Source organism: Pantoea sp. OXWO6B1 (assembly GCF_001641135.1).
Taxonomy (GTDB): Bacteria; Pseudomonadota; Gammaproteobacteria; order Enterobacterales; family Enterobacteriaceae; genus Pantoea; species Pantoea allii.
In genome coordinates this window covers 977,405-1,003,864 of record NZ_LWLR01000001.1, presented here as the reverse complement: position 1 = coordinate 1,003,864, position 26,460 = coordinate 977,405, and the positions used below count along the sequence as shown (strand labels likewise).

Here is a 26,460-nt window from a genome sequence, read left to right as displayed (position 1 = left end):
AAACCTGATGAATATTCGCCATTTTAATGCGCAAATCGCCTTTGCCGATGCCCCGCTTGCAGAGGATTTCCGGCAGTTGCATCAGTTGGGCTATCAGATCGTGGTGAATAATCGTCCTGATGAGGAAGACGGCCCCTTTCTTCACCATCAACAGGAGAAAGCGCTGGCTGAGCAACTGGGCATGGACTATGTCTATATGCCGTTCACGTTTGACACGCTGAGCTGGGAATATGTGGATGCTTTTCATCGCCGGGTGGAACGCGGTGGGAAAATCCTTGCCCACTGTCGAAGCGGCGCGCGCTCCGTAAGCCTGTTTTTGCTGCACGATTTACGCGAAGGGCTGATTGACGAGGCCGAATTCCGCGCTCAATGCCAGCAGTTCGGTGCCGACGCCGACAAAGCCCTGACCTGGTATGCCAACAGAGTACGCAAACCGCCGCAGGCAGAAGTCCATCATTTTTATGAACCCGAGAGCGGAAGCCTGCAATATGTCATCGCTGACGGGCAGGCCAAACGCTGTGCCATTATCGATCCGGTGCTGGACTTTGATCGCCGCTCAGGCGCGGTATCCACCCAGCAGGCTCAACGCCTACTCGATTTCATTCAGCAAAAAAACTGGCAGGTTGCGTGGATTCTGGATACCCATCCTCATGCCGATCACTTCTCTGCCGCAGCCTGGCTGGCTGAGCAAACCGCTGCGCCCACGGGCATTGGCGAAAAGGTCGCCGAGGTACAACGGCTGTGGCAAAAACTCTATCACCTGCCCGACCTTAATCCAGCGGATAAAATCTGGGACACCTTGTTCAAGGACGGCGATGTGTTTTATGTGGGTAACCTGCGTGGCGAGGTCATCTTATCTCCCGGTCATACGCTGGCGTCGGTAACCTACCACATCGCTGACTGTGCCTTTATCCATGACACGTTCTTTATGCCCGACAGCGGCACGGCACGGGCTGATTTCCCCGGCGGCAGCGCTGCCGTATTATGGGACAGCCTGCAGCGCATCCTGCAGTTACCTGACGACACCCGTTTATTTACCGGGCATGATTATCGTCCTGACGGGCGCGACGTGCAGTTTGAAAGCACGGTACGCCAGCAGCGGGAAAACAATCCCTGGGTCGTTAATCAGCATCAACACACGTTTATTGCCCGGCGACAGCAGCGTGATGCCACGCTCCCGCTTCCTGAACTGATGCTGATGGCGCTGCAGGTCAATATCAACGGCGGACGGTTACCTGAACCGGAGAGCGACGGCGAGCGCTATCTGAAAATCCCGTTAAACCGCTTTTCACTTAAGACGTAAGCAGGGCATAAGGAGTCGAGCGTCATGCATATTGACCTGATCCATTTTACTCCGTGGCAAAGCCTGGCGGGCGGGCTGCTGATTGGCGCGGCGGCGGGCATGTTAGTGCTATGTTGTGGCCGCATAGCCGGTATCAGCGGCATTCTGGGCGGTCTGCTTAAACGCCGGTCATCCGATAAGCCCTGGCGGCTGGCCTTCATCGCGGGGCTGGTCCTGTCGCCGCTGGTGTATCAACGGTTCAGCGCCCTGCCGTCAATCGAGATTGACGCCTCGTGGGGGCGGCTGGTGCTTGCTGGCTTACTGGTAGGGCTGGGAACGCGTCTGGGTTCGGGCTGCACCAGTGGTCACGGCGTGTGTGGATTATCCCGGCTGTCGCCGCGCTCACTGGTTGCGACACTGGTCTTTATGTTAACCGCCATGCTGACCGTTGGCGTGATGGGTCACGGGTAAAACCCAGGAGGCACGATGGCCGTTTTATTTTCTCTGCTGAGTGGACTGTTATTTGGCACGGGCTTACTCGTCAGCGGCATGGCGAATCCGGCTAAGGTTCTGGCTTTTCTGGACATTTTCCGCACCTGGGACCCGTCTCTGGCCCTGGTGATGTGCGGCGCGATTATCGTCGGGCGGCTGACGTTCTGGCTGGCTTCCCGACGGAAGCGCCCGGTATGGGGCGAAACCTTCCATCTTCCCGCCAACAGGGCACTGGATAAAAGGCTTATCATCGGCGCTATCCTGTTCGGGATCGGCTGGGGACTGGCGGGCATCTGTCCCGGCCCGGCGCTGGTACTGATCGGCGGCGGTGTACTTAAAGGCGCAGTCTTCATGATGGCTATGCTGGCAGGTATGCTGTTTTTTGCGTGGTTCGACAACCGCTCATCCACCAACATAACGTGAATTCACACAAGACAGGGATTAATGAAAACCTTCAGGATAGCGATCTCCGCCGTGCTGTTTAGCAGCACGACCCAGGCGGCTACGCTGCCAGCGCCCGTCCAGCAAATTGAAAAACAGGGCGTGGAAATAATCAAACCCTTTACGGCCCCCGGCGGGGTTCAGGGCTGGTTAGGTAAATATCAAGGCACCGGCGTCACCGTTTACCTGACGCCAGACGGTCAGCATGCGATTTCGGGCTATATGTACGATGCTCAGGGCAATAACCTCAGCGAAAAAATCATCAACGATGAAATTTACCTGCCCGCCGGGCGTGCAATGTGGAAGCGGCTTCAGGCCATGCCGGGCATCAATGAAGGCAGCACCACAGCCCGCTGTCAGGTGGTGGTGTTTGCCGATCCGTTTTGCCCTTACTGCCGAACGTTCTGGCAGCAGGTGCAGCCGTGGGTGCAGAACAACACGCTCAGCATCAAAACGCAGCTCGTCGGTATTCTTAAACCTGAAAGCGGGCGCTATGCTTCTGCCATTCTGGCGGCAGCCGATCCCGCCAAAGCCTGGCAGGATTTTGAACGCTCGCAGGGGCAAACCAAACCGGTCTTCCCGGACAGCACCCCACGGGCGCTGTTCGATCAGATTCAGCATAATCAGGCACTGATGCAGGAGCTGGGTGCCAACGGCACGCCCGCTATCTATTACCTGAATCATGACCAAAAACTCCAACAGATAGTTGGCCTGCCTGATAAGCAGCAGATGACGGACCTGGCTGCCTGTCGCTAAGCGGCGTTAACGCGCCAGAGAGGACCGGTAACGCAGCCTGGCGGGCAAGATAATTTGCTTGTCCGCCGGTTCCTGCCCCTGAATCATCTGGGTAATGACGGAAAAACACTCCTGCGCCAGGCGAGGGACGTTCTGCTCCACGGTATCGATATGCAGTGACAGCGAATCATACAGGTAGTGATCGTCGAAACTGGCGATGTGAATATCACTCTCCAGCAGACGGTGCTGACTCATGTAACGCAGTACCCCTTCCAACAGGCCACAGGCGGCGGTAAACAGCGCTTTGGGTGGTCTGCCAAGACGGGCACACAGGGCGGCAAACATCTCATAGCCGCTGCTGGGATGATAGTTGCCCTGAATAATCCATTCCGGACGTGGACTCACACCGGCGCGCTCCAGCCCCTGCATAAAACCGGCCAGACGATCTTTGGTCGGTGAAAGTCGTGGCTGACCGCCCAGGAAATACACCTCATCGGGATGCGCACGCGCCAGGCGCTCTACCAGCTCGGCGGTCGGCGTAATGGAATCGGTGATCACCAGCGGCAAACTGCTGTTATTCACATGACGGTCAAACAGCACCACCGGCAGTTGTTCACTCAGCTTCAGGTAATCGCTGTCGCTCTGCTGACTTGACGCGACGATCAGCCCATCCACCTGACGTGAGACAAGGTTGTTCACCACCAACGTTTCCTGGCTGGCATTTTCATCGGTACAGGAGATCAGCAGTTGCAGCCCGGCCTCACGACAGAGGTTTTCCAGCGCGTGAGAAAAAACGGCGAAACCGTAGTTAGTGATCTCCGGTACCACCAGCCCTAACGTATGGCTGCGGTTTTCGCGCAGCAGTCGGGCGTGGATACTCGGCAAATAATGGTGCTGTTGTGCAAGGGACATGACGCGATCGCGCGTCTCTTCTGCCACGCGCAGCTCTTTACCGCGCCCGTTGAGCACCAGGCTGGCCGTGGCTTTTGACACCCCGGCAAGCGCAGCGATATCACTGATGGTAACGCGCTTTGTTTTTTTCACGTCGGTGCTTCGTTTAAGGAAACAAGGGCTTATTCTACCATGCAGGATCGTAACGACCAGTAGCAGGCAGTGACTTCTGCGCTGCCGCTCAGGTGTAAACGGGCAGGATGCTGCGGGAAGTAGCGGCTGCTCATCACACCTTCTCCGTCGTTGATAAAAATCTCTACGCTGGAGTGGTCGCACAGAATATGCAGTTTGCGTGCGTGGCCGCACCAGTGACGATAAAGCCATTCGCCGTTTTCCAGACTGCGGCGTGCCAGACAAAGCGCATCCTGATGCCAGCTCAGCCGCAGCGTATCGGCAAAGTCCAGCGTGATATCGCCGTCAGACGTCAGCACCAGCTCAAGACGCCGGGCCTCTATCTCGGGTGCCCAGTCCGCACTGCCGTGATAGCGCTGCTCGTCCAGCCGCAGCGCCTGCAGCTCCGCGACCGGCTGTTGGTACAGTCGGCCTTCCCGCTCCGTCAGCTCACGCAGGCAGGTCATCTGATGAATCCAGCCAAACGCCACGGTCGGCTGGCGCATCTCTTCGCCGTCTGGTACGCCCATCCACCCCACCAGCAGCCTGCGTCCGTCCTGCGTCAGCGTGGTCTGCGGGGCATAAAACTCAAAGCCGGCATCCAGTTCATTAAAGGCACCGTGCTGGTAATGCGCCTGCTCATAGTCGAGCGTGCCGCTGAGCCATGCGCAGGGATGAGTGTTCAGATAGCGCTTCTCTTCCCGGGCAATGCCCTGCGGGCAGCAGATCAGAAACGTCGAGGCTCCCAGGGTAAACAGGTCGGGACATTCCCACATATAGCCCGCCGCGCCGAGTCCTCCCAGGCCGCTACCGGCAATTTCGCCCAGGTTATCCCAGTGGTGCAGGTCGCTGGAACGCAGCAGCAGGACTTTGCCCTGTAACTGCCTGTCCTGCGCGCCCAGCACCATGTACCAGTGCGCGCCATGCCGCCAGACTTTAGGATCGCGAACATGACCGGTGTAGCCTTCGGGCAGCGGAATGACCGGTCCCAGCTTGTCGAATCCGCCCTCGCTGTTCTGCACGGCCAGGCATTGCCAGGCGGTGCGCGAGCCGTCCTCGAATTTGACGTTACCGGTGTAACACAGGGTCAGCTCGCCGTTGTTGTCCACCGCGCTGCCGGAATAGCATCCACTGCGGTCATACTCTTCATCGGGCAACAGCGCGACCGGCTCGTGTTCCCAGTGCAGTAAGTCGGCTGAACGCCAGTGGCCCCAACATTTGTGCTTATGCTCGCAGCCCAGTGCATTCCACTGATAGAACAGATGATACTGTCCGTTGAAGTGGATAAATCCATTGGGATCGTTCAGCAGCCCCGTCACCGGTGCCAGGTGCCAGCCGGGATAGTGGCTGTCCTCACGCGCGTTGGGCTGGCCTTTCATTACCGCCTTAAGCATGGCGGGCAGCAGGTTTTTCAGGGCCATTATTCAGAATCCGTTTTGTACTTCAGCAGGAAAGCGATCACAAAGGCGACACTAAAGGCGATAACCATACCAATAACGTAGTTCAGCAGCGAACTGGCCTGAACAATCGCCATACCGGGTAAGCCGGTCAGCCCGACGGCGGTCATATAGACCTTAACGGACACCACCCAGGCACCGCCGATGGCTCCCCCGATCAATCCGGCGATAAACGGCTTCATAAAGCGCAGATTGATACCAAAGATGGCGGCTTCGGTGATCCCCAGTAAGGCCGAAAACGCCGAAGGTAAGGTAATGGCTTTGATCTTAGGATCGTTGGTTTTAAACCACACCGCCAGACACGCGCCACCCTGGGCAACGTTCGCCATTGCCCAAATGGGTAACAGAAAATTGACGCCGATAGCGGGATTACCGAGCAGTCCGGCTTCAATGGCATGGAAGCTGTGGTGCACGCCGGTAATCACAATCACCGAGTAAAGCCCCCCAAACAGTAATCCGGCCAGCCAGCCAGCATGGGCAATTAACGTGCTGAGTATGAAGGAAATGCCGTCACCCAGCGCGCGTCCCGCCGGACCGATAATCAGCAACGCCACAAAGCCAGAAATAATGACGGTCAGGAACGGGGTCAGAATCAGGTCGAGCGCGTCAGGGATAATGCGCCGCAGTTGTTTTTCCAGCAGGCTCATAAACCACACGGCCAGCAGCACCGGAAACACCGTGCCCTGGTAGCCGATCATTGCCACTTCAATTCCAAAGAAGTTCATGGTGTGGAAACCGGACGCCACGCCCCAGGCATTGGTTAAGGCCGGATGGGTCAGAATGCCGCCCAGCGTGGCACCCAAAAATGGGTTACCGCCAAACTCACGCGCCGCCGTAAAGCCAATCAGGATCGGCAGAATAATAAACGCCGCCGAACTGCACATATCCAGCATGATATACAGGGCATTTTCCGGGTTAACCCAACCATAGGTTTTGACCATCCCCAGCAGGCCCATTAACAGGCCGGATGCGACAATCGCCGGAATAATTGGAACAAAAATATTCGACAGTAACCGGGCAATCCGCTGGAACGGGTTGAGTTTGCGGGCGGCAATGTCGGCCGCTTCGGATTTACTCGATTCGCTGATACCGGCTTCCGCGACAAAGGCTGCGTAGACTTTGTTGACCACCCCGGTGCCAAAAATCACCTGTAGCTGTCCGGCATTACGGAAACAGCCTTTTACCCCGTCGATCTTACCAATTGCGCTGGTGTCCGCTTTGGCGTCATCGACCAGCACCAGCCGGAGCCGGGTCGCGCAGTGCGCCGCGCTGGCAATATTTTCTTTGCCACCCAGCAACGGCAGTAATGCACGGGAGATGTGTACAAAATCCATAAAAAACCTCTGTGTTATCGTGTGATGGTGTCAACCCGCCAGAAACGGCCCCGCAGGGCCGGATCGTCAGAACCAGGTTTCCATTTGTACGCCAAAGTTCCATTCACCGCCGGCTTCAAAACCGCTGCTGCCAAAGGCATCGCCGCGCGCATAGTTATCCAGTCGGTGGTCCCAGTCCATCCAGGTGGCAAAGAGGCGAATTTCCGGTCGCTTAAGGAATTCCCCTACGTTGCTGGCTTTCAGCGTAGGCGCGACGGTCAGTTTGTAGAAGTTACCACTGACCGCACTGCGCTGGTTGAAGCCCTCTGGACGTAAATCCATATACTGATAGGTGGCTTCATACTGCATTTCAAAGTTCTCCGTTATCCCCTGAATCAGACGCATGTTGGCGGTGGCCCACTGATAACTGTCGCCCTTGACGTAACGATCCTTGCTGCTTTGTGCCAGCACCGCTGGCGCGATATGCCAGTCGCCGCCCAGTGGCGTTATGCCGTAGCTGGCCAGTCGCCAGGTATCGGCATCCGGTAACAGCGCCCCGTCTGACCCAATGGCTTTCACCTCTGCGCCTAAACCGTGCCCGTAGAGCAGCGCGGTTTTCGCAGACCCTTCACGCAGGCCATAGAAGCTGTCGTTGTGCAGCCCCAGCAGCGCATGGACACCGCTATTTGCGGCGTCGCCTTTGACTTTAAGGCCGTTCACATCCAGTCGGTCATCGTTGTCTTTCGCGCGCATGCCGCTCAGCATCAGCTGGAACGGGCCGTAAAAGTTGTTGGCCGTCAGGATGTAGTTCTGCGCGGTGTTATCGTTATTCTCAATATCACCGAACGTACGTCCATACAGCGACAGGTTACTGTGAGCCTGATCGCTCCACTTCATGTCGTAAATACCCGCCCCGGTACCGGCGAGAAACACCACATCGGAGTCGATCCAGTGGATATCGAAATTATCCCGGTCAAAGCGTTTACCTGCCCAGACGGTTGTGTCTTTGAACGCCCCCGTGAAGGTCGGGAGCTGGCCCAGTTCGACAAACGCCTGACGCAGATTGAGGTCGCTGCTGGAAGCCGTCCAGTCGTTATAGGTGCGCTGACCGTCGGCCAGCATCGCCTTGAAGCGGGTGGTCGCGCCGTTTTCCAGCGTTTGTTTATGTTCCAGATTCAGCTCAACGTAAGTATCGGGTTCGTTACCCAGACGTCCCACGTGCCCGCCGGTTTCCCCCGCAGGCGTCACGGTGGGGCCACCCTGGGTTTTCGTCGCCGAACTGTTCATCAGCAACCCAGAGCGGGCATAGCCGTGAAATTCAAAACCCTCTTCACTACTCGCTTTCTGTTCAAGCTTCGCCGTACGCTGTTCAACCTGTGTCGCGGTGGCCTGGCTCTTTTGCTGCGCGCTGGCAAGCTGCTGAGCCTGTTTTTCTGCCGCTTCCGCGCGATTTTCTGCCGCATTCGCCCGCTGTTCTGCCGCCTGTAACCGCTGCTCCAGTGCTGCCAGCCGTGCTTCAATACTGCTCATGCTTGGTTCTGCTGCCAGAACCGGCCCCGAACTCAATAGCAGACCAACGGTGACGGCAAGTGCCTTTTTTCTCATCGTTTTACATCCCAGAAAAGGTAACGGTAATGATGTCGTTTTTTTGCTAAACCGGTTTAGTTTGCGGATGATATTCATCGATGTATTTTCAGGCAAAGTAATTTGCTAAACCGATTTTATGAATGTGAGACAGTTCGCAAAATGAAGCGATGCGGCAGAAAAAGAAGGCGGGAAAGCGGTGAGAAAGCAGACAACCGGATGCGCCATCGAGCCCATCCGGTCAGGTTATGACAGTGAGGTCAGGCAGCCTGACGGCGTAAAAGCGTCAAGGGCCCCGGCCCACTGAGGGTGAAAACCGAGATCAACGTAAAGGCCATCGCAATACAGCCCAGCACCAGATAGGCACCGTGGAAGCCAATACTTTCGTACATGTTACCTGCCAGAACCGACATGAAAATCATGGCTAACTGCTTGAAGAAACAGAAGCACACCAGATAAATCGTGGCAGAGAAGCGTACCTCAAACTGACTGGTGATGTACTTAAAGCAGCCAACAATCAGGAAGGGAATCTCAAACATATGCAACGTTTTGAGGATCACCACTTCCACGGCGCTAGTGGCAAAGGAGGAACCAATAATGCGCACTGACATAATGGTTCCGGCCAGTAACAGGGCGTTCTTGCCGCCGATACGGTTGACGATCAACGGGGCAAAAAACATGATGGCGGCATTCAGTAATTCGCCTAAGGTGGTCACATAGCCAAATACCCGCGTGCCCTGCTCGCCGGAGGCAAAGAAAGAGGTGAAGAAGTTAGCAAACTGTTGGTCGAACACATCATATGTACAGGACACGCCCACCACATACAGCGACAAAAACCACAGCTTTGGCTGCTTAAACAGCTCCAGAGCCAGCTTCAGGCTGAACCCTGACTGATTCGCGCCAACCGCCTGGGCCACCGTGGCTGACGACGAGGTGCTGGTACGGGAGAAGAACAGCAGCAGCGCCAGAATCACGGCACAGCCTGAGCCCAACCAGAACACGAACTGGTTGTTGATGGTGAACATGATACCGACGATGGAGGCGCACAAGGCCCAACCTACGCAGCCAAACATACGTGCCCGACCAAATTCAAAGTTGCTGCGGCGACTGACTTTCTCAATATAGGCTTCAATTGCCGGTGCCCCGGCGTTGTAGATAAAGCCCAGGTAAATACCGCCAACAATCGAACCTGCCAGAATATTCACCTGCAACAGCGGGCCAAAAACGTAAATAAAGAAAGGGGCGAACATCACCAGCATGCCGGTGATCACCCACAGCAGGTGTTTGCGCAGGCCAAGCTTATCGGACAACAGGCCAAACAGCGGCTGAAACAGCAGAGAAAACAGCGAAATACTGGCAAAAATAATGCCGGTATCCCCTTTGCTGATGTGGTTGATATCATGCAACCAGATAGGGAAGAACGGGAAATAGGCACCCATGATGAAAAAGTAAAAGAAGAAGAAAAAACCAAACAGCCAAAAATTCGAATTTTTTAAATAGTACATAACGGACGTCCTCAAGCAAGCATCAGGCAGGCGCGAGCCTGCCCGCGCATTATTTTTGCTGCCCCCAGATAAACTGGTAGCTATAACGTCCTGCGCTGAGCAGGAATTCTGGTGATACCGACGGGCTCCAGGAATCATCTCCGCCGACGCCCATATGGAAGCCATCAAGATTGAGCCACGTGCCCGCTTCAGGCTGTAACAGGTGGCGATGGCTGGTTTCCATCAGCTGTTTCTGACTGTAGCGACTGATGTTGAACTGGAAGTTGCCGCGCCACTGATGCGCGCCATAGCTGAGTTCTCGCGTGCCACAGCGCAGCCCGTTCTCGGTGGGGAAGACATACGGGGTGTACATCTCACTCAGCGGTAAATCCCAACGATCAAAGCAGGCCGAGGTCAGGCGATCCGGGTAGTTTTCATGCGGTCCCAGGCCTAACCAGTTCACCCGGTCGGCAATCTCGGTCAGCTGACAACTCATACCGATGCGGGCCGGATAAGGCGTGCCACTCGCCACCTCCACATTGACCGTTACCGCCATCTCGCCAAATCCATCAATGCGGTAGGTTTTACGGCTGATAAACAGGGTTTTGCCCTGGAACTGCCAGGCATGGGCGGTGGTGATCACGACCGCACTGGAGAGCGTTTCAGCACTGCACTGCAGGTTCATCACCTCTGCCTGATAGTGGCCCGCCGCTTTCCAGCGCTCTACCCAGGCATTGGGATCGATGCGGGTGACTTCGCTGACACCGATATCGTTATCCAGCGGCGCGCGGGTGAACTGGTCGAGCAGCGGTGTCAGTAACTGCGGCTTATCGTCAATCCAGTACTGCATCAGTGCGCCCTGATGACGGCAGAATTCCCAGCGCTGGTTGTTGACCACAATGCTGTAGCTGGCTTCGCTGCTGCTGAGTTGAGGCGCGTTCGCCGCCGGAGAGGGTACGGCGATGCTCAGAATTTCGTCCAGCGGCCACTGCTGCCAGGCGCTGATATGACCGGCTTCTGACCAGGCGGTCGGCTGAGGCTGCGCCACCCGCACCGTCAGCCAGAGCTGGCCTGCGGATGCAGGCAGCGGCACGTCCGGTAGCCTGATCTGCTGGCTGCCCTGCGGGGCGATATCCAGCGTGACGTCACCGGAGGCCAGCAGATTGCCGTCCTGGGCAACCGACCAGTGCAGGATTTCATTATCGCTGTGACGGAACAGGTATTCACTGGTCACTTCCAGCGTGCGTTCGCTGCCCGCTAGCAGTCTGAACTGGAAAAACTGCTGTGCGTGACGGGCTTCATAAAGCGAAGGATGGGGCGTACGATCGGCAAAAACCAGTCCGTTCATACAGAACTGACGATCGTTTGGCGTATCGCCAAAATCGCCACCGTAAGCGGACCAGGGTTCGCCGTTATCGTCATGTTTAATCAATGACTGATCGACCCAGTCCCAGACAAAACCGCCCTGCAGACGCGGATACTGACGAAATGCCTGCCAGTATTTTGCATAGCCGCCAAGGCTGTTCCCCATAGCATGGGCGTATTCACAGAGAATAAGCGGACGCTGTTCGCCCGGCATAGACAGCCATTTTTTAATGGACCATTTCGGCACGGCCGGGAAAGGTTGATCCTGATCGACCCGCGCATACATCGGGCAGATAATATCGGTGGCCGCCGTATTCGCGCCGCCGCCTTCGTACTGTACCGGACGGGACGGATCTTCGCTTTTCAGCCAGCGGTACAGCGCATCGTGGTTCGCGCCGTGGCCCGACTCGTTACCCAGTGACCAGATAATAATGCAGGGATGATTACGATCGCGCTGCACCATACGCGTGACGCGCTGGCTCATCGCAGGCAGCCAGGTGGGATCGTCGCTCAGACGATTCATCGGCACCATGCCGTGGGTTTCGATATTGGCTTCATCGACTACGTACAAGCCATAATAGTCACACAGGCGATACCACAAGGGATCGTTAGGATAATGGGAGCAACGCACCGCGTTGAAGTTGTTTTGCTTCATCAGCAAAATGTCCTGCACCATGGTGTCGCGATCCATCACCTGACCGCGTTCAGGATGGTGTTCATGCCGGTTGGTGCCGCGAATTAACAATGGCTGACCGTTCAGCAACAGCAGGCCGTTTTCAATGCTGACGTGACGAAATCCTACGTCACAGGCTTCCGCCTCAATCAACGTGCCGTCTGCCCGATGTAACTGCACAACAGCCCGATAGAGATGCGGGGTTTCGGCGCTCCACAGCGCGGGGTTATCGACCTTGATACACAGCGTGGCCCGGTCGTTCCACGCGCCGCGTTCGTCAATAATTGCACTGCCCAGTGGCGAGGTCGCTTCGCCGGTCAGTTGGTCAGCCGCGAAGAGCTGCACGCTAACCCGTAAGTCGTCATCCAGCGCCCCGGCTACGCGCACCTCGGCTTCCAGCCGGGCACGACTGAAATCGTCGTTAAAGTGGGTACGAATGCGCAGGTCGCGGATATGGCTGGCGGGCTTATGCAGCAGGGAGACATCGCGAAAAATGCCACTCATGCGCCACATATCCTGGTCTTCCAGGTAGCTGCCATCGCTCCAGCGCAACACCATAACGGCCAGTCGGTTTTCACCGCCGATCAGAAACTCGCTCAGATCGAACTCAGATGGCAAGCGGCTGTCCTGGCCGTATCCCACCCAGCGTCCGTTGCACCAGAGATAGAAGGCGGAATTCACGCCGTCAAACACGATTCGGGTTTGCCCGCTTTGCAGCCAGTCAGCATCGACATTAAATGTGAGCGAATAACATCCTGTGGGATTTTCAGCCGGAACGCGCGGCGGATCAACCGGAATGGGATAGGTCACATTGGTATAAACCGGCACATCGTAGCCCTGCATCTGCCAGACTGACGGCACGGCGAGAGTGACCGCATCGCTCAGGTCGTGGGTGCGCCAGCTGTCGGGCACCGCCTCGGGCGCAGGAAAAAAGGCAAATTTCCATTCGCCGCTCAGGCTTTTTCGCTGCGCGGATTGTGCATTCTCGTGCGCCGCTTCCGCGCTGCGCCAGCTGTAAAGTGGGGGATGGGCGTCCAGTCGGTTCAGTTCGGTGACGCCGGGGTTTTCCCAGTCGCGCCGGGCCAGTACGGCCGCTAGTGAATGTGTATCCAGGGTCATGGCAGTCTCCTGCGTAAAATTGTTATCCGCTCACATTAAGCTGACATTACGAGGCCGGGATGGGGATGTAAAGCAAGGAAGGGCGAATGAGTGAACTGCCTCACAGCAAAGCGTGACTGGCGATGAAGTTTATGATCCGTGTCGCTGTCCTTGCGGAACCGGACAGCACGGGCCGTCCACAAGCGGGGGCGGCCAAAAATGGGCGGGGAAACAGACTGACAGCGGTTAAAACCGGGCGCGCTGCGCCGTGGGCACCTGGCGGCCTGCAACAGGCAAAGGGGCGAACCCTGGCACTGGCACTGGCACTGGCACTGGCAATCCCAGCCTTAACGCTGCCTATCGCCAGCGGCCAGTGATTCAGCAAATGCAAGGGCCGATTGGTTAACCGCAGCCTGACGCGACAGGCTGCATAGCCACCTGAATGGTTGGCCCGTTAATGTCTTTGTCGCGCGATCCGTTGACGCTGACCGGGGCACCGCCCGCAGGCTGACCTGATGCGGGCGATGGCGGTTCGTCCATGAATCGCGGTGTTATCGACTAATTATCCTTCAATTTGATGACGATAAGGCAGCGCCGTCATGGCCCCTTTCGCCGTGGTCGCCAGCGCGCCGCACTGCTGGGCGCTGCTGAGCCGTGCCGCCAGTTCAGCCTCATTGGCTGGCATTCCTTTTTCCGCCAGGCCCCACAGCAGCCCGGCGACAAACGCATCCCCTGCGCCGGTGGTATCTACGCTGACTACAGGCAGCGTGGGATAGTGATAATGCTGCCCTTGATGCCAGACTTTTACCCCGGCTTTGCCCTGGGTAACCATCAGTAGCGGAATCGCAAAGCGTTCAGCCAGCGCCTGCATACTGTCATCGCCTGGCGCATCCTGGGTCAGAAACACCAGCTCTTCCTCAGACAGCTTGACCACATCAGCCAGCTGCAACGCCCGGTTCACACAGTCCCGTAACTGGACGTCGTCACGCCACAGATCGTGACGAATATTGGGATCAAAGCTGACAAAACCGCCGGCATCACTTATCTGCTGCATGGCAGAAAAAGTGGTTGAACGCGAGGGTTCCGCCGCCAGGGCAATCGAGCAGCAGTGAAGCCATTCACCCGGCTGAAAGGTGGGGAGATCGCCGTCTTCCAGAAACAGATCTGCGCTGGGCCGTACCATAAAGGTAAAAGTCCGCTCACCTTCATGATCCAGCGCCACCACCACCGTTGAGGTACGCTGGGCGCTGTCGAGCGTCATATAGCGGGTATCAACCTGCTCAGTCGCCAGCGTATGTTGCATAAAGTGACCAAAAGGATCGTCCCCTACCCGGCCAATAAAACCGCTACTGCCCTGCAAACGGGCAATCCCGACCGCCACATTCGCCGGCGCCCCACCGGCACACTGTATTAAATGCCCCGGCCCGTCCGGAAGCAGATCCACCACGGCGTCACCCAGACACCAGACTCGCGCTGACATATTATTCTCCCTACTCAGATGCAGCTAAAAGTTTACTAAACCGTTTTAGCATAGCAACGCTCAGGCGTAATGAATGTGATTTGCGCCAGGAAAATGCACGTCAAAAAGCGGTAAAGCTGTCTGTAGCACGGTAGTAAAGCGATACAAAGTCACCGCCATCAGGGTTAAACCGGCGCGCTGGCAACTGCTACACTCGTGAAAACTCCAAACACAAAAAAGGCGAACCTCATCATGTCTGAACAACACTATCAGCCCGCTAAAGTCTGGAAGTGGGACCCGGAAGCGAAAGGTAATGGTGCCAGCACAAACCGTCCTACCGCGGGCCCTACCCATGAAAAAGCCCTGCCAGTGGGTAAGCATCCGTTGCAGCTCTACTCTCTTGGCACACCTAACGGCCAGAAAGTGACGATTCTGCTGGAAGAGTTGCTGGCGCTGAACGTGAACGATGCAGAGTACGATGCCTGGTTAATCAATATTGGTGAAGGTGACCAGTTCACCAGCGGTTTTGTTGAGATCAACCCCAACTCCAAAATCCCGGCACTGTGCGATCATTCCGCTACCCCGCCCATTCGCGTATTTGAATCCGGCAACATCCTGCTCTATCTGGCGGAAAAATATGGTTATTTCCTGCCGAGAGATCCGGCTCAACGTACCGAAACGCTGAACTGGCTGTTCTGGCTGCAAGGCTCTGCCCCTTACCTTGGCGGCGGCTTTGGCCACTTCTATCACTACGCACCGGAAAAGATTGAATACGCGATCAACCGCTTCTCGCTGGAAGCGAAGCGTCAGTTTGACGTGCTGGATCGCCAGCTCGCTGACAACCGTTATCTGGCAGGCGATGATTACACTATCGCGGATATCGCAACCTGGCCGTGGTACGGCAGCATGGTGCTCTACAACCAGTACAATGCGGCAGAGTTCCTTGACCTTCAGTCCTACAAAAATGTGGTGCGCTGGGCCAAAGAGATCGCCCAGCGTCCGGCCGTTGTACGCGGCCGCAAAGTAAACCGTGTAATGGGCGAGCCAGCCGATCAGCTGCGCGAGCGTCATGACGCATCGGACTTTGATACACAAACCCAAGATAAAAAAGCCTGAGGAGAAACACGTTGAGCGCTTACGTTGTATTTATTCGTGACAATACCCTGAATCAGGATGAAATGGCCATCTACGCTGAGAAAGCGGGTAAGGCCCATGGCAACCATCCCATCAAGCCTTTAGCCTTTTATGGCGAGCTGGAAACCCTGGAAGGGCCTGAAGCGGAAGGTGTGGTGATTATCGAATTCCCAAGCACCGACGCCGCCCACGCCTGGTATGACAGTCCAGAATATCAGGAGGCGAAACAGCACCGCCTGAAAGGCGCTAATTACCGTGTTCTGCTGGTGAAAGGCGTCGAATAACCGTTTGCCCTGAAAACAGCCGTCGTCCAGCAGGCCAGCCCGTGAAGCTGGCTGGCCTGCTGATTTACGGCGGCTCAATACGACGTCAGTGACGGGCCCGCGCCACTCTGCGCGGCAATGGCCGGGTTTGCACCTGTGCCCTCAGCCGCGCGCCCCCACGACCGCGTTTCTGCCTGCCCCGCTTAACTAAAACGGAACAGTGAGATAGCCTGCTGTAATGCGCTGGCCTGCTGACGCTGTTGCTGTGCCACCTGAAGCGTTTCCGTCACGTGTTTAACGTTGTGATGCACGCTGTCGTCAATGCTGTTAATGCTGTGCTGAATCTGTTCGATACTCTGATTCTGCTGCACGCTCATCTCCGACAGCTCGTTCACAAGCCGGGAAAGGCTGTCGATACTGACGAGAATGGCCTGCATGGTCTGGGCGGCCTGATCAACCTGTACGGTGCCCTGCTCGGCACTGGAACTGGACATATCCATGAGCTGGCGAATATCACGGGCGGCATTTTCACACCGTTGCGCCAGGGTGCGTACTTCGTTGGCGACCACGGCAAAGCCACGGCCTTCCTGCCCGGCGCGGGCGGCTTCCACCGAGGCATTCAGGGACAGGATATTGGTCTGGAACGCGATGCCGTCGATCAGCTCAAGAATGGTTTTGACCCGCCCCGACTCCACGTTAATTTGCGCCATGGAGGCCATGGCCTGCTGAATATTGTGTTGTCCCTGACGGGTAACCTGACAGGTTTCACGGGCCAGTTCGCAGGCCGTTTGCGCTTTATCCCGCGTATGACTGGCGGCGACGCTGATTTGCGACATTGCCGCAGTGGCAACGCCCAGCGCCTGCGCCTGCTCGTCGGTGCGCTGCGACAGGGCGGCGTTGCGCGACAGCATGCTGTCGGATTCCTGCAGCAGTGCGGAGACGCCGTGGCTGACCTGATTTAGCGTACCGCGCATGGTGCCGAGCGTCTGGCTGAAGGTTTTAGCGAACGGCGTTTGACTCTGCTGCGTATCCGCCGACAGCGTCAGGCAACCCGGTTCACGGTTGATCCAGGCGGCCAGTTGGGCGACCTCGCTCGCCGAACGCATGTCTGCCGCCATCTGACGCGCAATCACCACCAGCATCGCGGTTTGTACCACCACGAACAACCCGTGGAATAACACCATATTCAGGCCGGGATGATGAAAGACCACGATGCCAAACCGATCGTTTTCCTGCAGATAGTTGAACAGCAGATGATGCACTGCACCTGTCGCGGCGGCCATCAGTAGCGGTCTGCTGTCGCGATAAACCAGCAGCACTGACAACAAGACAAACACCGAGAAGTGAAATTCGGTTTCCCCCTGGCCCAACTGAATCAGTAAGCCCGCGAAACCGATGAGCGTGAAGGCCAGCCATAATCGTGAAAACAGCGTGCCATTCGCCAGCCATCCCACCAGCGTGGCGACCAGGGCCAGGCCAGCCCCCACGATGACCGCCAGCAGGGTTGCCTGATAAAGGCTGCCCACAATGACGGAAATCACCAACAATATCCAACACAGCACCACCATCAGCCGATCGGCCTGCTGTGCAATACGCTGGAGCGAAACGCCCTCCCCCGCGCGTGATCGGTTTTTATCCATGCTACGCTTCCACCAGAGGTTAAACCGCGCCTCCGGACGGAAACGCGGGCAATTATGGTCGGCGCAACGGGCGCAGACACCTCAGATCGCTATCGACAAAGCGTCAAAATACTTTACTGATGGTGATGTTTTACGTGGAGGATTTGTGCGAACCATCACAGGTTGGTTGATGCGGTATCAAGCTGCAGGTTTTCCTGCAGAAAGGTGACAAACGCCATCATGCGGGCCGGTTGCTGACGCTGCGCCTGCCAGACCGCATAAATATCGCCGTCCGGCGAGCGCCATTCCGGCAGCACGTGCAGTAACGCCCCTGCGCCGATGCTGTGTTTCGCATCCCACCAGGAGCGCAGCAAAATGCCATGACCATCCAGTGCCATGCGCATCGCCACTTCGCCATCGTTGGTCACCAGGTTTCCGCGCACTTTCTGGCTCAGGCTCTCTGCATCGCTGACAAAGCGCCACAGGGCGAAGTCGCTGTCATGCTGTCTCAGCAAAATGCAGTTATGCTGCGCCAGCGCCCGGATGCTGTCCGGCAGCCCGTGTTTTGCCGCGTAAGCCGGCGAGCAGCAAAGTACACGTGGGTTCTGCACCAGCTTGCGCGCGACCAGCCGCGAATCCGGCGGTTCGCCGACGCGAATGTCGATATCCACATGAGCATCAAGAAAATTCAGCGGCTGACTGCTCAGCTGCAGGGAAAGCGCCAGATGAGGATGCAGGGCAGCAAAGGCAGAAACGCAGGGCGCGATATGACGGCGACCAAAGCCGAAAGAGGCATTGATATTCAGCGTGCCGCGTAGCTGGGCCGTTTCACCACTGACTGCGTCTTCCAGCGCCACCAGTTGCTCCAGCAGCGGACGGGCACCTTCCAGGTAACGGCGGCCTTCCGGCGTCAGTTCCAGCTTGCGCGTGGTGCGGCGCAGCAACTGGACACCGAGCCGCTGTTCCAGCAGGCTCAGGCGTTTGCTGACGGCCGCCAGAGAAAGCCCCAGCTCCCGCGCCGCCGCTGTTAAACTGTCCAAAGATGCCACGCGCAGAAAAAACGCTAAATCGTCGCTTGAGGTTCGTGATTCTCTACTTTGATTTAACATGGGATTAACTTTCAGGCCAATTGTTTACCTCAGGTGGAGAGTTATACTGCGCTAACGCCCGGCTATAAATCAAGCTGCATAAAGACAGCATACCGAAACCCGGCGGGCCAACCCGACCAACCTCAGAGGTGCCCTGTGACAGAGAAGATCCATCGTATTGCCGTGATCCCCGGTGACGGTATTGGCAAAGAAGTGATGCCAGAAGGCGTGCGCGTGATGAACGCGGCGGCCGAAAAATTCAACATTCCGCTGCGCTGGGAGTGGTTCGATTATGCCAGCGCCGATTACTGGCAACAGCATGGCAAAATGTTGCCGGATGACTGGTTTGCTGAGCTGAAAACGTTCGATGCGATCTATTTTGGCGCGGTAGGCTGGCCTGATGTGGTGCCGGATCATGTTTCGCTGTGGGGATCGCTATTGCAGTTTCGTCGTGAGTTTGATCAGTACGTTAACCTGCGTCCGGTGCGCCTGATGCCCGGTGTTAAAGCGCCGTTAGCTAATCGTAAACCGGGCGATATCGACTTCTATGTGGTGCGCGAAAACACCGAAGGCGAGTACTCCAGCGTCGGCGGCACCATGTTCCCCGGCACAGAGCGGGAAGTGGTCATTCAGGAAACCGTCATGACCCGCGTGGGCGTCGATCGTATTTTGAAGTTTGCCTTCGAGCTTGCCCAGCGTCGGCCCAAAAAACACCTGACGTCTGCCACCAAGTCGAACGGTATCGCGATTACCATGCCGTATTGGGACAACCGCGTTCAGGCGATGGGTGAGCATTATCCTGATATCCGGGTCGATAAGTATCATATTGATATTCTTACCGCCAATTTTGTCCTGCATCCCGACTGGTTTGATGTGGTGGTCGCCAGCAATTTGTTCGGCGATATCCTGTCGGATTTAGGCCCGGCCTGTACCGGCACCATCGGCATCGCCCCTTCCGCCAATATCAATCCGGAAGGCAAATTCCCGAGCCTGTTTGAACCCGTACACGGCTCCGCGCCCGATATTGCCGGTAAAAATATCGCCAACCCGATTGGACAGATTTGGTGTGGTGCCATGATGCTGGAGCATCTCGGCTACAAAGAGGCCGGTGATGCTGTGCTGAATGCCATTGAGCGTACCCTGGCCGCCGGTGAGCATTTAACCCGCGACCTCGGTGGCAGCGCCGACACGCAGCAGTTGGGTGCCGCGATCGCGGCGGCGCTGTAACTTACTCTGCCAGCTGCACGACGCTGTCCGGATGCCAGCCTGACGGCAGCGGCTCAGGCCGCTGAATCGTCAGGTTGTTTAACTGCAGGTTCTCTACGCCTCGTGCAAACAGTCCCGGCAGGCCGCCGGGATAGCGCTCAACACCGTAAGCGTCGCCGGTGGTTTTATCCAGCCGGTAAGCGTTATCCAGCCCCATCCCCGTCGGGGAATCCGGGTTACAGGGCGGACGCACATCGTACTGTCCCTGCACGCCCTGCGCTACACCTTGTCGCAGCTGTAAATGGTTGATAGTGATATCACGTATCCAGCCGGGCTGCGCCGCATGCAGGTTGATCGCGCCCTCTGCCACACCGCTGAGATGAGTAAACTGGATCTGTTCAACGATCCCTGGCGGCACCAGCGGATCACGGGTGCGCACCGAGATAAACAGCGGATCGGCTTTGCCCCAGTGGCAGGCGGCAACATGGTGACAGTTAAAGGTGATAGCGCTGAACAGCACGCGCCGAATCGCCCCACCATCGCGTGACACAATGCCAATACCGCGGTTGGAATCAAACAGGGTACAGCCTGAAACGGTGATGTCTTCAATATCGTCCCAGGTTTCCGTACCAATCTTAAAGGCACAACTGTCGCTGCGTAGCAGGCAGTTGCTGACCGCTATCCGTCGGGCCGGTCGGCGCAGGCCTGCAGGCTTAAAGGTGGTTTTGATGCAAATCGCGTCATCGGCGGCACTGAAGTAGCTGTTGCTGATAAAAACCGCCTCGCAGCTGTCGATATCCAGTGCATCGGTGTTGGGCAGCGTCATGGCGTTATCGATGGTCAAATGGTCAATGTGCACATGGCGGCAACTGACAAGATGCACCGTCCACATCGGCGCATGGATAACGCTGATGTCCTTCAGCGTAACCTGCTCGCAATCTTCAAACACAATCATGCGCGGCCTGTCGGGTTTTGGCACCCGGTAGCCCTGTTCGTCAGGGTCCACCGCAAACCACGCTTCGGCGTCCCCTTCAATACGGCCTTTACCACTCACCGTCAGGTTACGCTGCCCCAGGGCATACAGCAGGACATTGTGGGATTTTTCTGCACAGCTGAGCGTTTTGCACTGTTGATAGTCAGCCAGATGACGGCTGGCAATCAGGACCGCACCGGCTTCAAGGTGCAGGTCGAAATCAGAAGGAAGGTGCAGACTGCCGCTGCGATAACGGCCAGGCGGCAGCGTAAGTCGCCCACCGCCAGCCGCAGCAATCTGATCAATCGCCCGTTGCAGAACACGCGTATCCGGGGTTTCACCGTCCGCTACGGGGTGAAAGTCGGCAAGGGAAAGATGCATCATCCAGCCTTAGTTAAAGAGGAATTACCGGGTGGGTTTACTTCACCGCACCTTCCGTTACGCCACTGATAAACTTACGCTGGAAAAACAGGAAGACCACGATAAGCGGCATAATGACGATCATCGCGCCTGCCATCAGTACCGGTATATCAATGGTGTTTTTGTTCTGAAAAAACATCATGCCAATGGGCAGGGTTCTCAGCTCATCTTTGTTAACCAGAATCAGCGGAATCAGGAATTCGTTCCACGTCCAGATAAACAGCAGCAGCGCCAGCGTCGAGATCGTAGGCCAAATCGCCGGGACTAAAATACCCCAGAGGATTTTGACACGCGGCGCGCCATCCATCACCGCGGCTTCCACCAGCTCTTTGGGGACCTGCTGAAAAGCGCTGGCAATCATCAACGTGGTAAACGGCAGCGACAGCGCGATTTGCGGCAGAATCAGGGCCAGATAGGTATTGGTCAGCCCCATCCAGTGCAGTTCGTGATAGAGCGGAATAATAAAGGCTTCACTCGGCAGCACCATGCCCAGCGCCAGCATGCCCGCCACTACTTTTTTGCCAGGAATCTTCAGTAGGGCAAAGCCAAATCCGGCCAGAATACCCAGCAAAATACTGCACAGCACCACCGGGAACACCACCAGCACCGAGTTCATGAAGTAAACGTTAAAGTGCCCCTGCTGCCAGGCGGTGATGTAGTTTTTCACATTCAGTGAGGCGGGCAAATGAAAGACGCCCTGAAACAGCTCCATCTGGGTTTTAAACGAGGTCATAAACGCCATCAAAAACGGCATGATGGTCATCAGCGCCACTATCCAGATCAGCGCACGGGAAAGGATCGGGGTGCTTTTCATCAGTAATGTTCCTTCAATGCCAGATGAATCAGGTAGTTAATCCCTAACACAATCACCATACTGAACACGGCAACCGATGAGGCATAGCCGAAGTAGTGCAGATCAAAACCCTGCTTGTACATAAAGATGTTGGTCACCATGGTGGATGTGCCGGGCCCGCCCTGCGTCATGACATACACCAGATCGAAGGCCTTCAGACTGGCGATCACCGTCAGCAACAGCGCGATGCGCAACTCAGGACGCAGTCCCGGCAGCGTAATGCGCATAAACTTCTGGCGACGCGAGGAACCATCCAGATCGGCCGCTTCAAGCAGGGACGGGTCCATGCGTTGCAGGCCCGCCATAAACAGCACCAGACAGAAACCAAAAAAGTACCAGGTGGCGACCATGCCGACGGCCGGCAGTGCCCAGGTAAAATCACCGAGCCAGGACATCGCCAGCTGTGGCAATCCAACGGCACGCAGGAACTGATCGATGGGGCCAAAGGCCGGGTTATACAGCCAGCGCCAGACCACGCCCAGAACCGCCATCGGCATGATATAGGGCAGGAAGAACAGGATGCGCAGTACGCTGCGTTCGGTATTGTTACGCGTGTCATACAGAAAGCTGCACAGCAGCAGCCCCACGCTGATGGGCAGCAGCGTATAAAACAGCATCAGGATGGCGTTATTACCAAGGGCAATCCAGAAGACCGGATCGCTGAACATGCGCAGGTAGTTACTGACGCCCGCGAAAACCGGCAGGGAGGTTCCATCCCACTCGGTAAAGCTGATCCCCAGTGAAGCCAGCAGCGGCAACAGCAGAAACAGCCCATAAACCAGCACTGCGGGAAGAAGATAGAGAAAATTACGCCAACTGCTTTGATTCAACATAACCGTACTCGTCGTAGTGAGATCGACATTCAGGCCCGGCAGGTTCGCTGCCGGGCGATCGGCTTAGTGTTTCAGGGTTTTCATATAACGCTGGTAGTTGTTATCGAAGTTAATAACCATCTGCTCTGCCGTCTGTCGGCCCGCCAGTAACAGCTGAACGTTTTGATTCAGTTCGGCGTTCATGGTCGGGGTTGCCCAGTCGACGTAGTGGCCCAGGCCATCATAGGCATTGAGCGCCAGCCACACCTGCCAGGCTTCGCCCAACAGTGGGTTATCCGCCGGAATTTTTGCGTTTTTATTGGTGCTGGCTGGCAGGAAACCGACGTTCAGCCACCGGTTTGCCATGCTGTCTGACACCATATAGTTGATAAATTTGGCGGCGGCATCCTGCTGCGCTTTGCTTTTCGCCATGCTGGTCATCGAGAAGGCCAAATCGGTACCGCCGACCATTAACGGCTGTTTAACGCCGTCACCGGCTGGCATCGCGGCAAAATGGATATCTTTGTTGTCTTTAAACTGACCCAGATACCAGGTTCCACTGACCAGGAACGCAGACTGTCCGTTCTGGAACAGCGTCGCGGCATCATCATGGCCAATGCCCTGATAGCCCGGGAACAGGTAACCTTTGTCAGCCCAGCTTTTCATCATCGTGGCGGCTTTCGTCAGTTTTTCATCTTTGAAGGTGCCGCCTACGTCGTAAATCAAATCATCCAGTTTTTTGCGGTCACTGCTTTCAATTTGTGCTTCCCACAGTGTACTGAGCAGCTGCTGTCCCATATTGCCGTCTAACAAACCCAGCATCATCGGCGCAGTGCCTTGCTGTTTGAGTTTTGCCATCGCGGCGTCCAGTTCGCTCAGGGTTTTCGGTACTGCAATACCGGCTTTATCCAGCAGCGCCTTGTTGTAGTACAGGCCGACCATCTCACCAAGACTGGCCACACCGTACAGCTTGCCACTACCAAACTGGCCACTGTCAGACCAGCGGTTGCGTTTGAGAATCGAGTCCGGGAATTTTTGGGCCCAGCCATATTCGGCTGCATAGCTGTCCAGCGGCAACAGCAGTTTGTCTTTGACCAGCGAACCCATATCGCCGCCGCCCTGATTCACCTGGGCAATCTGCGGACCTTCACCGGCGGTCAGGGCCAGCTTCAACGGAATGCGCGTGTCTTCAAAGGAGTGCACGGACCGGTTGATGACGATACCGGGGTTTTGCTGGGAAAAGGCTTTAATGCCTTCGTCAACGGCCGCCGTTTGCTGAGGATAACTGTAGATATCCCACTCATTCAGAGTGACGGTGCTGTCGGCATGAGCAACGCTGCCCATCAGCAAGCCCGCCGCCAACAGGCTACGAACCGAAGTGCGAAAACGGAACGAACGAACTGAGGAATCAGACATCATGCTCACTTTCTCCAATACAGGATGGACATCCTTTCTTCACAGGGTCTGCAATCCTGCAGACTGTAGCCGCATAAATCACCTTCTCACTCATAGTTACTTTAATAAAAAAATAAAGTCAAACATCCCACGGAGTGAATTACCAGGTTGTGAGCCTGCGCAAAAAAACACAATGGCGGGCCTGCAGTCAGCATAAGCACGGGCTAATCAAGGTGGATTTAGCGCATTATCCGTGCCCGTTCGCCTCCAGACAGCAGGATAAACCACGCCTAAAGTGGCGTAATAACTTGCTGATAAAAAATATGAAAATCCTATGACGCTCACATTTTTAACTTTTTATTTACCCTGCCAATTCCTGACAGGCAGGCTGCTGCCCGCCACAGAAGCCCACAGAGACTGGTCTGGTCAGCCATTAATGCCAATGCAGATGCAGGTTTGGGATAACAGGGTAATTATTCCATCTTGAAAACTAAGTCAGCTTTCATTACCGTGAGGTTGTTCAACTACTGACCTGTGAGAGATGACGATGGCGAATCAAGGTGTCATTCGTCCGGCCACCGAGTCGGACTATCCAGCGCTTTACCGCATCTGTCTGGAAACCGCCAATGCCGGTAAGGATGCCCGTAACCACTATTCCGATCCCGAGTATCCCGGGCAGCGTTTTGCGGTGCCCTATGCCCGTTTTGCGCCGGATTTTGCTTTTGTGCTGGAGGTAGAGGGTGAGGTGATGGGCTATGTCGTCGCCGCGCCAGATACCCGCGCCTTTGAAGCGCAGCTTGAGCACCACTGGTGGCCTCAGCTTCAGGATAAATACCGCGATCGCACAGCCAGCGCCCCATATGACAGCAAAATCCTCGACAGCATTCGTCAACCCGATCGTGCCGATGCGCAGTTAGTGGCGCAGTGGCCCGCCCATTTGCATATCAATCTGCTGCCGCCGGTACAACAGGGCGGCTGGGGCCGCAAGATGATCGCGCATGAACTGGCTGCGCTGCGGCAAGCCGGCATAAAAGGCGTCCATCTTGGCGTCAGCCTGCAAAATGAACAGGTTTGCGCTTTTTATCAACGCATGGGATTCAGCCACATCCTGCGCAGCAACGCCATTTATATGGGCCAGTTACTTTGAGTGAGGGAGTTTATGACCAGCCTGCGCTTGCAGAATGTTAAGAAGTCCTATGACCATATCGATGTGATTCACGGCGTCGATCTGACGATAAACAGCGGCGAATTTGTGGTGTTCGTGGGGCCATCCGGCTGCGGTAAATCGACCCTGCTGCGGATGATCGCCGGGCTGGAAGAAATCACTGACGGAAAATTGTTGATAGAAGACAAAGACATGACCCAGCAGCCCGCGACCGAACGCGGCATCGCCATGGTCTTTCAGTCTTATGCGCTTTATCCCAATATGACGGTGCGTGGCAATCTGGCTTACCCGCTTGAAGTCATGAAAAAGTCTAAAGCAGAGATTGCTCAGGCCATCGAACACACCGCGGCGCGGTTACATCTGACCGAACTGTTGGATCGCCTGCCGCGTGCGCTTTCCGGTGGTCAACGCCAGCGCGTGGCGATTGGTCGGGCCATTATCCGCCATCCGCGCATCTTTCTGTTTGATGAGCCGCTCTCCAACCTGGATGCCGAGCTTCGTCTGCAAATGCGCATCGAGATTGCCCGCCTGCACGCCTCGCTGGGCAACACCATGATTTATGTTACCCATGACCAGTCAGAGGCGATGACGCTTGCCGATCGGATCGTGGTCCTGCGTAAAGGGCGAATCGAACAGGTTGGCGCGCCGTTAGACCTCTACAGCGATCCGGACAACCTGTTTGTGGCCGGTTTTATTGGCTCGCCGAAGATGAATTTCCTCCATGCCGAGGTCACCGCCACCGGTCAGGGAGAAGTCCAGCTACGTGTGCCGGACCTGAAGATGTCGCAACTGGTGCTGAAGATTGCTGCGCCCTGCCGTGAAGGCCAGCGCGTAACCCTGGGCATTCGCCCGGAGCACATGCAGCCCGCCGCCAGTACGCCGCCAGCGCTGCAGTTTAGCGGTACGCTGTCCTTTGCCGAAATGCTGGGGCATACCAATTATCTTTATCTGGATGTGGGCATTGAGCAGATGTTGGTTGTCGAGGCGCGCGAGGCACAACGGCGGGATTTAGGCGTGGAGGTCAGGCTGGGACTGTCGGCAGACCACTGCCTGCTGTTTGATGAGCAGGGGCAGCGTCTGCGTTAAA

Annotated in this window: 24 protein-coding genes; 10 read left to right on the top strand and 14 right to left on the bottom strand. The window is 56.3% G+C overall.

Annotation, left to right across the window (positions count from 1 at the left end; all coding sequences use genetic code 11):
• Positions 1 to 7 precede the first annotated feature (7 nt).
• Genes blh through dsbG form a run of 4 tightly spaced genes read left to right on the top strand, consistent with a single transcriptional unit; the run spans position 8 to position 2,971 of the window.
• Positions 8 to 1,303: a bifunctional sulfur transferase/dioxygenase Blh gene (blh, locus tag A6A26_RS06935; RefSeq protein WP_063878061.1), complete on the top strand. Its 1,296-nt coding sequence runs from the start codon at positions 8 to 10 to the stop codon at positions 1,301 to 1,303.
• Positions 1,304 to 1,327: 24 nt separating this feature from the next.
• The gene (locus A6A26_RS06930; protein ID WP_063878060.1) at positions 1,328 to 1,753 is read left to right on the top strand and encodes a YeeE/YedE family protein; all 426 of its coding nucleotides are present in this window, start codon (positions 1,328 to 1,330) and stop codon (positions 1,751 to 1,753) included.
• 15 nt (positions 1,754 to 1,768) lie between these two features.
• Positions 1,769 to 2,197, top strand: a complete 429-nt coding sequence (locus A6A26_RS06925) for a DUF6691 family protein (protein ID WP_063878059.1) — start codon at positions 1,769 to 1,771, stop codon at positions 2,195 to 2,197.
• A gap of 21 nt (positions 2,198 to 2,218) precedes the next feature.
• The gene (gene dsbG / locus A6A26_RS06920; protein WP_063878058.1) at positions 2,219 to 2,971 is read left to right on the top strand and encodes a thiol:disulfide interchange protein DsbG; all 753 of its coding nucleotides are present in this window, start codon (positions 2,219 to 2,221) and stop codon (positions 2,969 to 2,971) included.
• A 6-nt stretch (positions 2,972 to 2,977) separates the two neighbouring features.
• Here the strand turns inward: dsbG and A6A26_RS06915 are convergent, their stop codons facing one another.
• The 6 genes from A6A26_RS06915 to A6A26_RS06890 all read right to left on the bottom strand — a co-directional run bounded on the left by A6A26_RS06915 (position 2,978) and on the right by A6A26_RS06890 (position 13,007).
• Entirely contained in the window at positions 2,978 to 3,994 is a 1,017-nt protein-coding gene (locus A6A26_RS06915; RefSeq protein WP_063878057.1) for a substrate-binding domain-containing protein, read from the bottom strand.
• Between the two features lie 29 nt (positions 3,995 to 4,023).
• Positions 4,024 to 5,433, bottom strand: a complete 1,410-nt coding sequence (locus A6A26_RS06910; protein ID WP_063878056.1) for a sucrose-6-phosphate hydrolase — start codon at positions 5,431 to 5,433, stop codon at positions 4,024 to 4,026.
• Positions 5,433 to 6,803 carry a sucrose-specific PTS transporter subunit IIBC gene (locus A6A26_RS06905; RefSeq protein WP_063878055.1) on the bottom strand — a complete coding sequence of 457 codons (1,371 nt, stop codon included), beginning with the start codon at positions 6,801 to 6,803 and terminating at the stop codon, positions 5,433 to 5,435. Before A6A26_RS06905 ends, A6A26_RS06910 begins: the two co-directional genes overlap by 1 nt.
• 66 nt (positions 6,804 to 6,869) lie before the next feature.
• Positions 6,870 to 8,387 (bottom strand): carbohydrate porin, encoded by a 1,518-nt coding sequence (locus A6A26_RS06900; protein WP_063881080.1) that lies wholly within the window; start codon positions 8,385 to 8,387, stop codon positions 6,870 to 6,872.
• 239 nt (positions 8,388 to 8,626) lie between these two features.
• The gene (locus tag A6A26_RS06895) at positions 8,627 to 9,871 is read right to left on the bottom strand and encodes an MFS transporter (protein WP_063878054.1); all 1,245 of its coding nucleotides are present in this window, start codon (positions 9,869 to 9,871) and stop codon (positions 8,627 to 8,629) included.
• Between the two features lie 49 nt (positions 9,872 to 9,920).
• Positions 9,921 to 13,007, bottom strand: coding sequence for a beta-galactosidase (locus tag A6A26_RS06890; protein WP_063878053.1), 3,087 nt, complete (start codon positions 13,005 to 13,007; stop codon positions 9,921 to 9,923).
• Between the two features lie 131 nt (positions 13,008 to 13,138).
• On the opposite strand from A6A26_RS06890, the gene A6A26_RS06885 reads away from it, so the two are divergent.
• Positions 13,139 to 13,363, top strand: a complete 225-nt coding sequence (locus tag A6A26_RS06885) for a hypothetical protein (protein ID WP_156506647.1) — start codon at positions 13,139 to 13,141, stop codon at positions 13,361 to 13,363.
• A gap of 25 nt (positions 13,364 to 13,388) precedes the next feature.
• Here the strand turns inward: A6A26_RS06885 and A6A26_RS25385 are convergent, their stop codons facing one another.
• Together A6A26_RS25385 and A6A26_RS06880 are read right to left on the bottom strand one after the other, a co-directional pair.
• The gene (locus A6A26_RS25385) at positions 13,389 to 13,526 is read right to left on the bottom strand and encodes a hypothetical protein (protein ID WP_156506646.1); all 138 of its coding nucleotides are present in this window, start codon (positions 13,524 to 13,526) and stop codon (positions 13,389 to 13,391) included.
• A 22-nt stretch (positions 13,527 to 13,548) separates the two neighbouring features.
• The gene (locus A6A26_RS06880) at positions 13,549 to 14,466 is read right to left on the bottom strand and encodes an aminoimidazole riboside kinase (protein WP_063878051.1); all 918 of its coding nucleotides are present in this window, start codon (positions 14,464 to 14,466) and stop codon (positions 13,549 to 13,551) included.
• 231 nt (positions 14,467 to 14,697) lie between these two features.
• Between A6A26_RS06880 and yghU the strand changes: the two genes are divergently transcribed.
• Positions 14,698 to 15,561 (top strand): glutathione-dependent disulfide-bond oxidoreductase, encoded by an 864-nt coding sequence (gene yghU, locus A6A26_RS06875; RefSeq protein WP_063878050.1) that lies wholly within the window; start codon positions 14,698 to 14,700, stop codon positions 15,559 to 15,561.
• Positions 15,562 to 15,572: 11 nt separating this feature from the next.
• Positions 15,573 to 15,863 carry a DUF1330 domain-containing protein gene (locus tag A6A26_RS06870; protein ID WP_063878049.1) on the top strand — a complete coding sequence of 97 codons (291 nt, stop codon included), beginning with the start codon at positions 15,573 to 15,575 and terminating at the stop codon, positions 15,861 to 15,863.
• Between the two features lie 182 nt (positions 15,864 to 16,045).
• Here the strand turns inward: A6A26_RS06870 and A6A26_RS06865 are convergent, their stop codons facing one another.
• Both A6A26_RS06865 and A6A26_RS06860 read right to left on the bottom strand, forming a co-directional pair.
• Entirely contained in the window at positions 16,046 to 17,482 is a 1,437-nt protein-coding gene (locus A6A26_RS06865) for a methyl-accepting chemotaxis protein (RefSeq protein ID WP_063878048.1), read from the bottom strand.
• A 155-nt stretch (positions 17,483 to 17,637) separates the two neighbouring features.
• Positions 17,638 to 18,570, bottom strand: coding sequence for a LysR family transcriptional regulator (locus tag A6A26_RS06860; RefSeq protein ID WP_063878047.1), 933 nt, complete (start codon positions 18,568 to 18,570; stop codon positions 17,638 to 17,640).
• 135 nt (positions 18,571 to 18,705) lie between these two features.
• On the opposite strand from A6A26_RS06860, the gene A6A26_RS06855 reads away from it, so the two are divergent.
• Positions 18,706 to 19,776: a tartrate dehydrogenase gene (locus tag A6A26_RS06855; RefSeq protein WP_063878046.1), complete on the top strand. Its 1,071-nt coding sequence runs from the start codon at positions 18,706 to 18,708 to the stop codon at positions 19,774 to 19,776.
• Between the two features lies 1 nt (position 19,777).
• Here A6A26_RS06855 and A6A26_RS06850 read toward each other — a convergent pair whose 3' ends face one another.
• From A6A26_RS06850 to A6A26_RS06835, 4 genes are all read right to left on the bottom strand, one after another.
• Entirely contained in the window at positions 19,778 to 21,109 is a 1,332-nt protein-coding gene (locus A6A26_RS06850) for a glycoside hydrolase family 28 protein (RefSeq protein WP_063878045.1), read from the bottom strand.
• A 37-nt stretch (positions 21,110 to 21,146) separates the two neighbouring features.
• Positions 21,147 to 21,962 (bottom strand): carbohydrate ABC transporter permease, encoded by an 816-nt coding sequence (locus A6A26_RS06845; protein ID WP_063878044.1) that lies wholly within the window; start codon positions 21,960 to 21,962, stop codon positions 21,147 to 21,149.
• Positions 21,962 to 22,834, bottom strand: coding sequence for a carbohydrate ABC transporter permease (locus A6A26_RS06840; RefSeq protein ID WP_063878043.1), 873 nt, complete (start codon positions 22,832 to 22,834; stop codon positions 21,962 to 21,964). Before A6A26_RS06840 ends, A6A26_RS06845 begins: the two co-directional genes overlap by 1 nt.
• 63 nt (positions 22,835 to 22,897) lie before the next feature.
• A complete protein-coding gene (locus tag A6A26_RS06835) occupies positions 22,898 to 24,229 on the bottom strand; it encodes an extracellular solute-binding protein (protein ID WP_063881079.1) in 1,332 nt (443 codons plus the stop codon).
• A gap of 526 nt (positions 24,230 to 24,755) precedes the next feature.
• On the opposite strand from A6A26_RS06835, the gene A6A26_RS06830 reads away from it, so the two are divergent.
• Both A6A26_RS06830 and A6A26_RS06825 read left to right on the top strand, forming a co-directional pair.
• Positions 24,756 to 25,355 carry a GNAT family N-acetyltransferase gene (locus A6A26_RS06830; RefSeq protein WP_063878042.1) on the top strand — a complete coding sequence of 200 codons (600 nt, stop codon included), beginning with the start codon at positions 24,756 to 24,758 and terminating at the stop codon, positions 25,353 to 25,355.
• A gap of 12 nt (positions 25,356 to 25,367) precedes the next feature.
• Positions 25,368 to 26,459 carry an ABC transporter ATP-binding protein gene (locus A6A26_RS06825; protein WP_063878041.1) on the top strand — a complete coding sequence of 364 codons (1,092 nt, stop codon included), beginning with the start codon at positions 25,368 to 25,370 and terminating at the stop codon, positions 26,457 to 26,459.
• The last annotated feature ends 1 nt before the right edge of the window (position 26,460 follow it).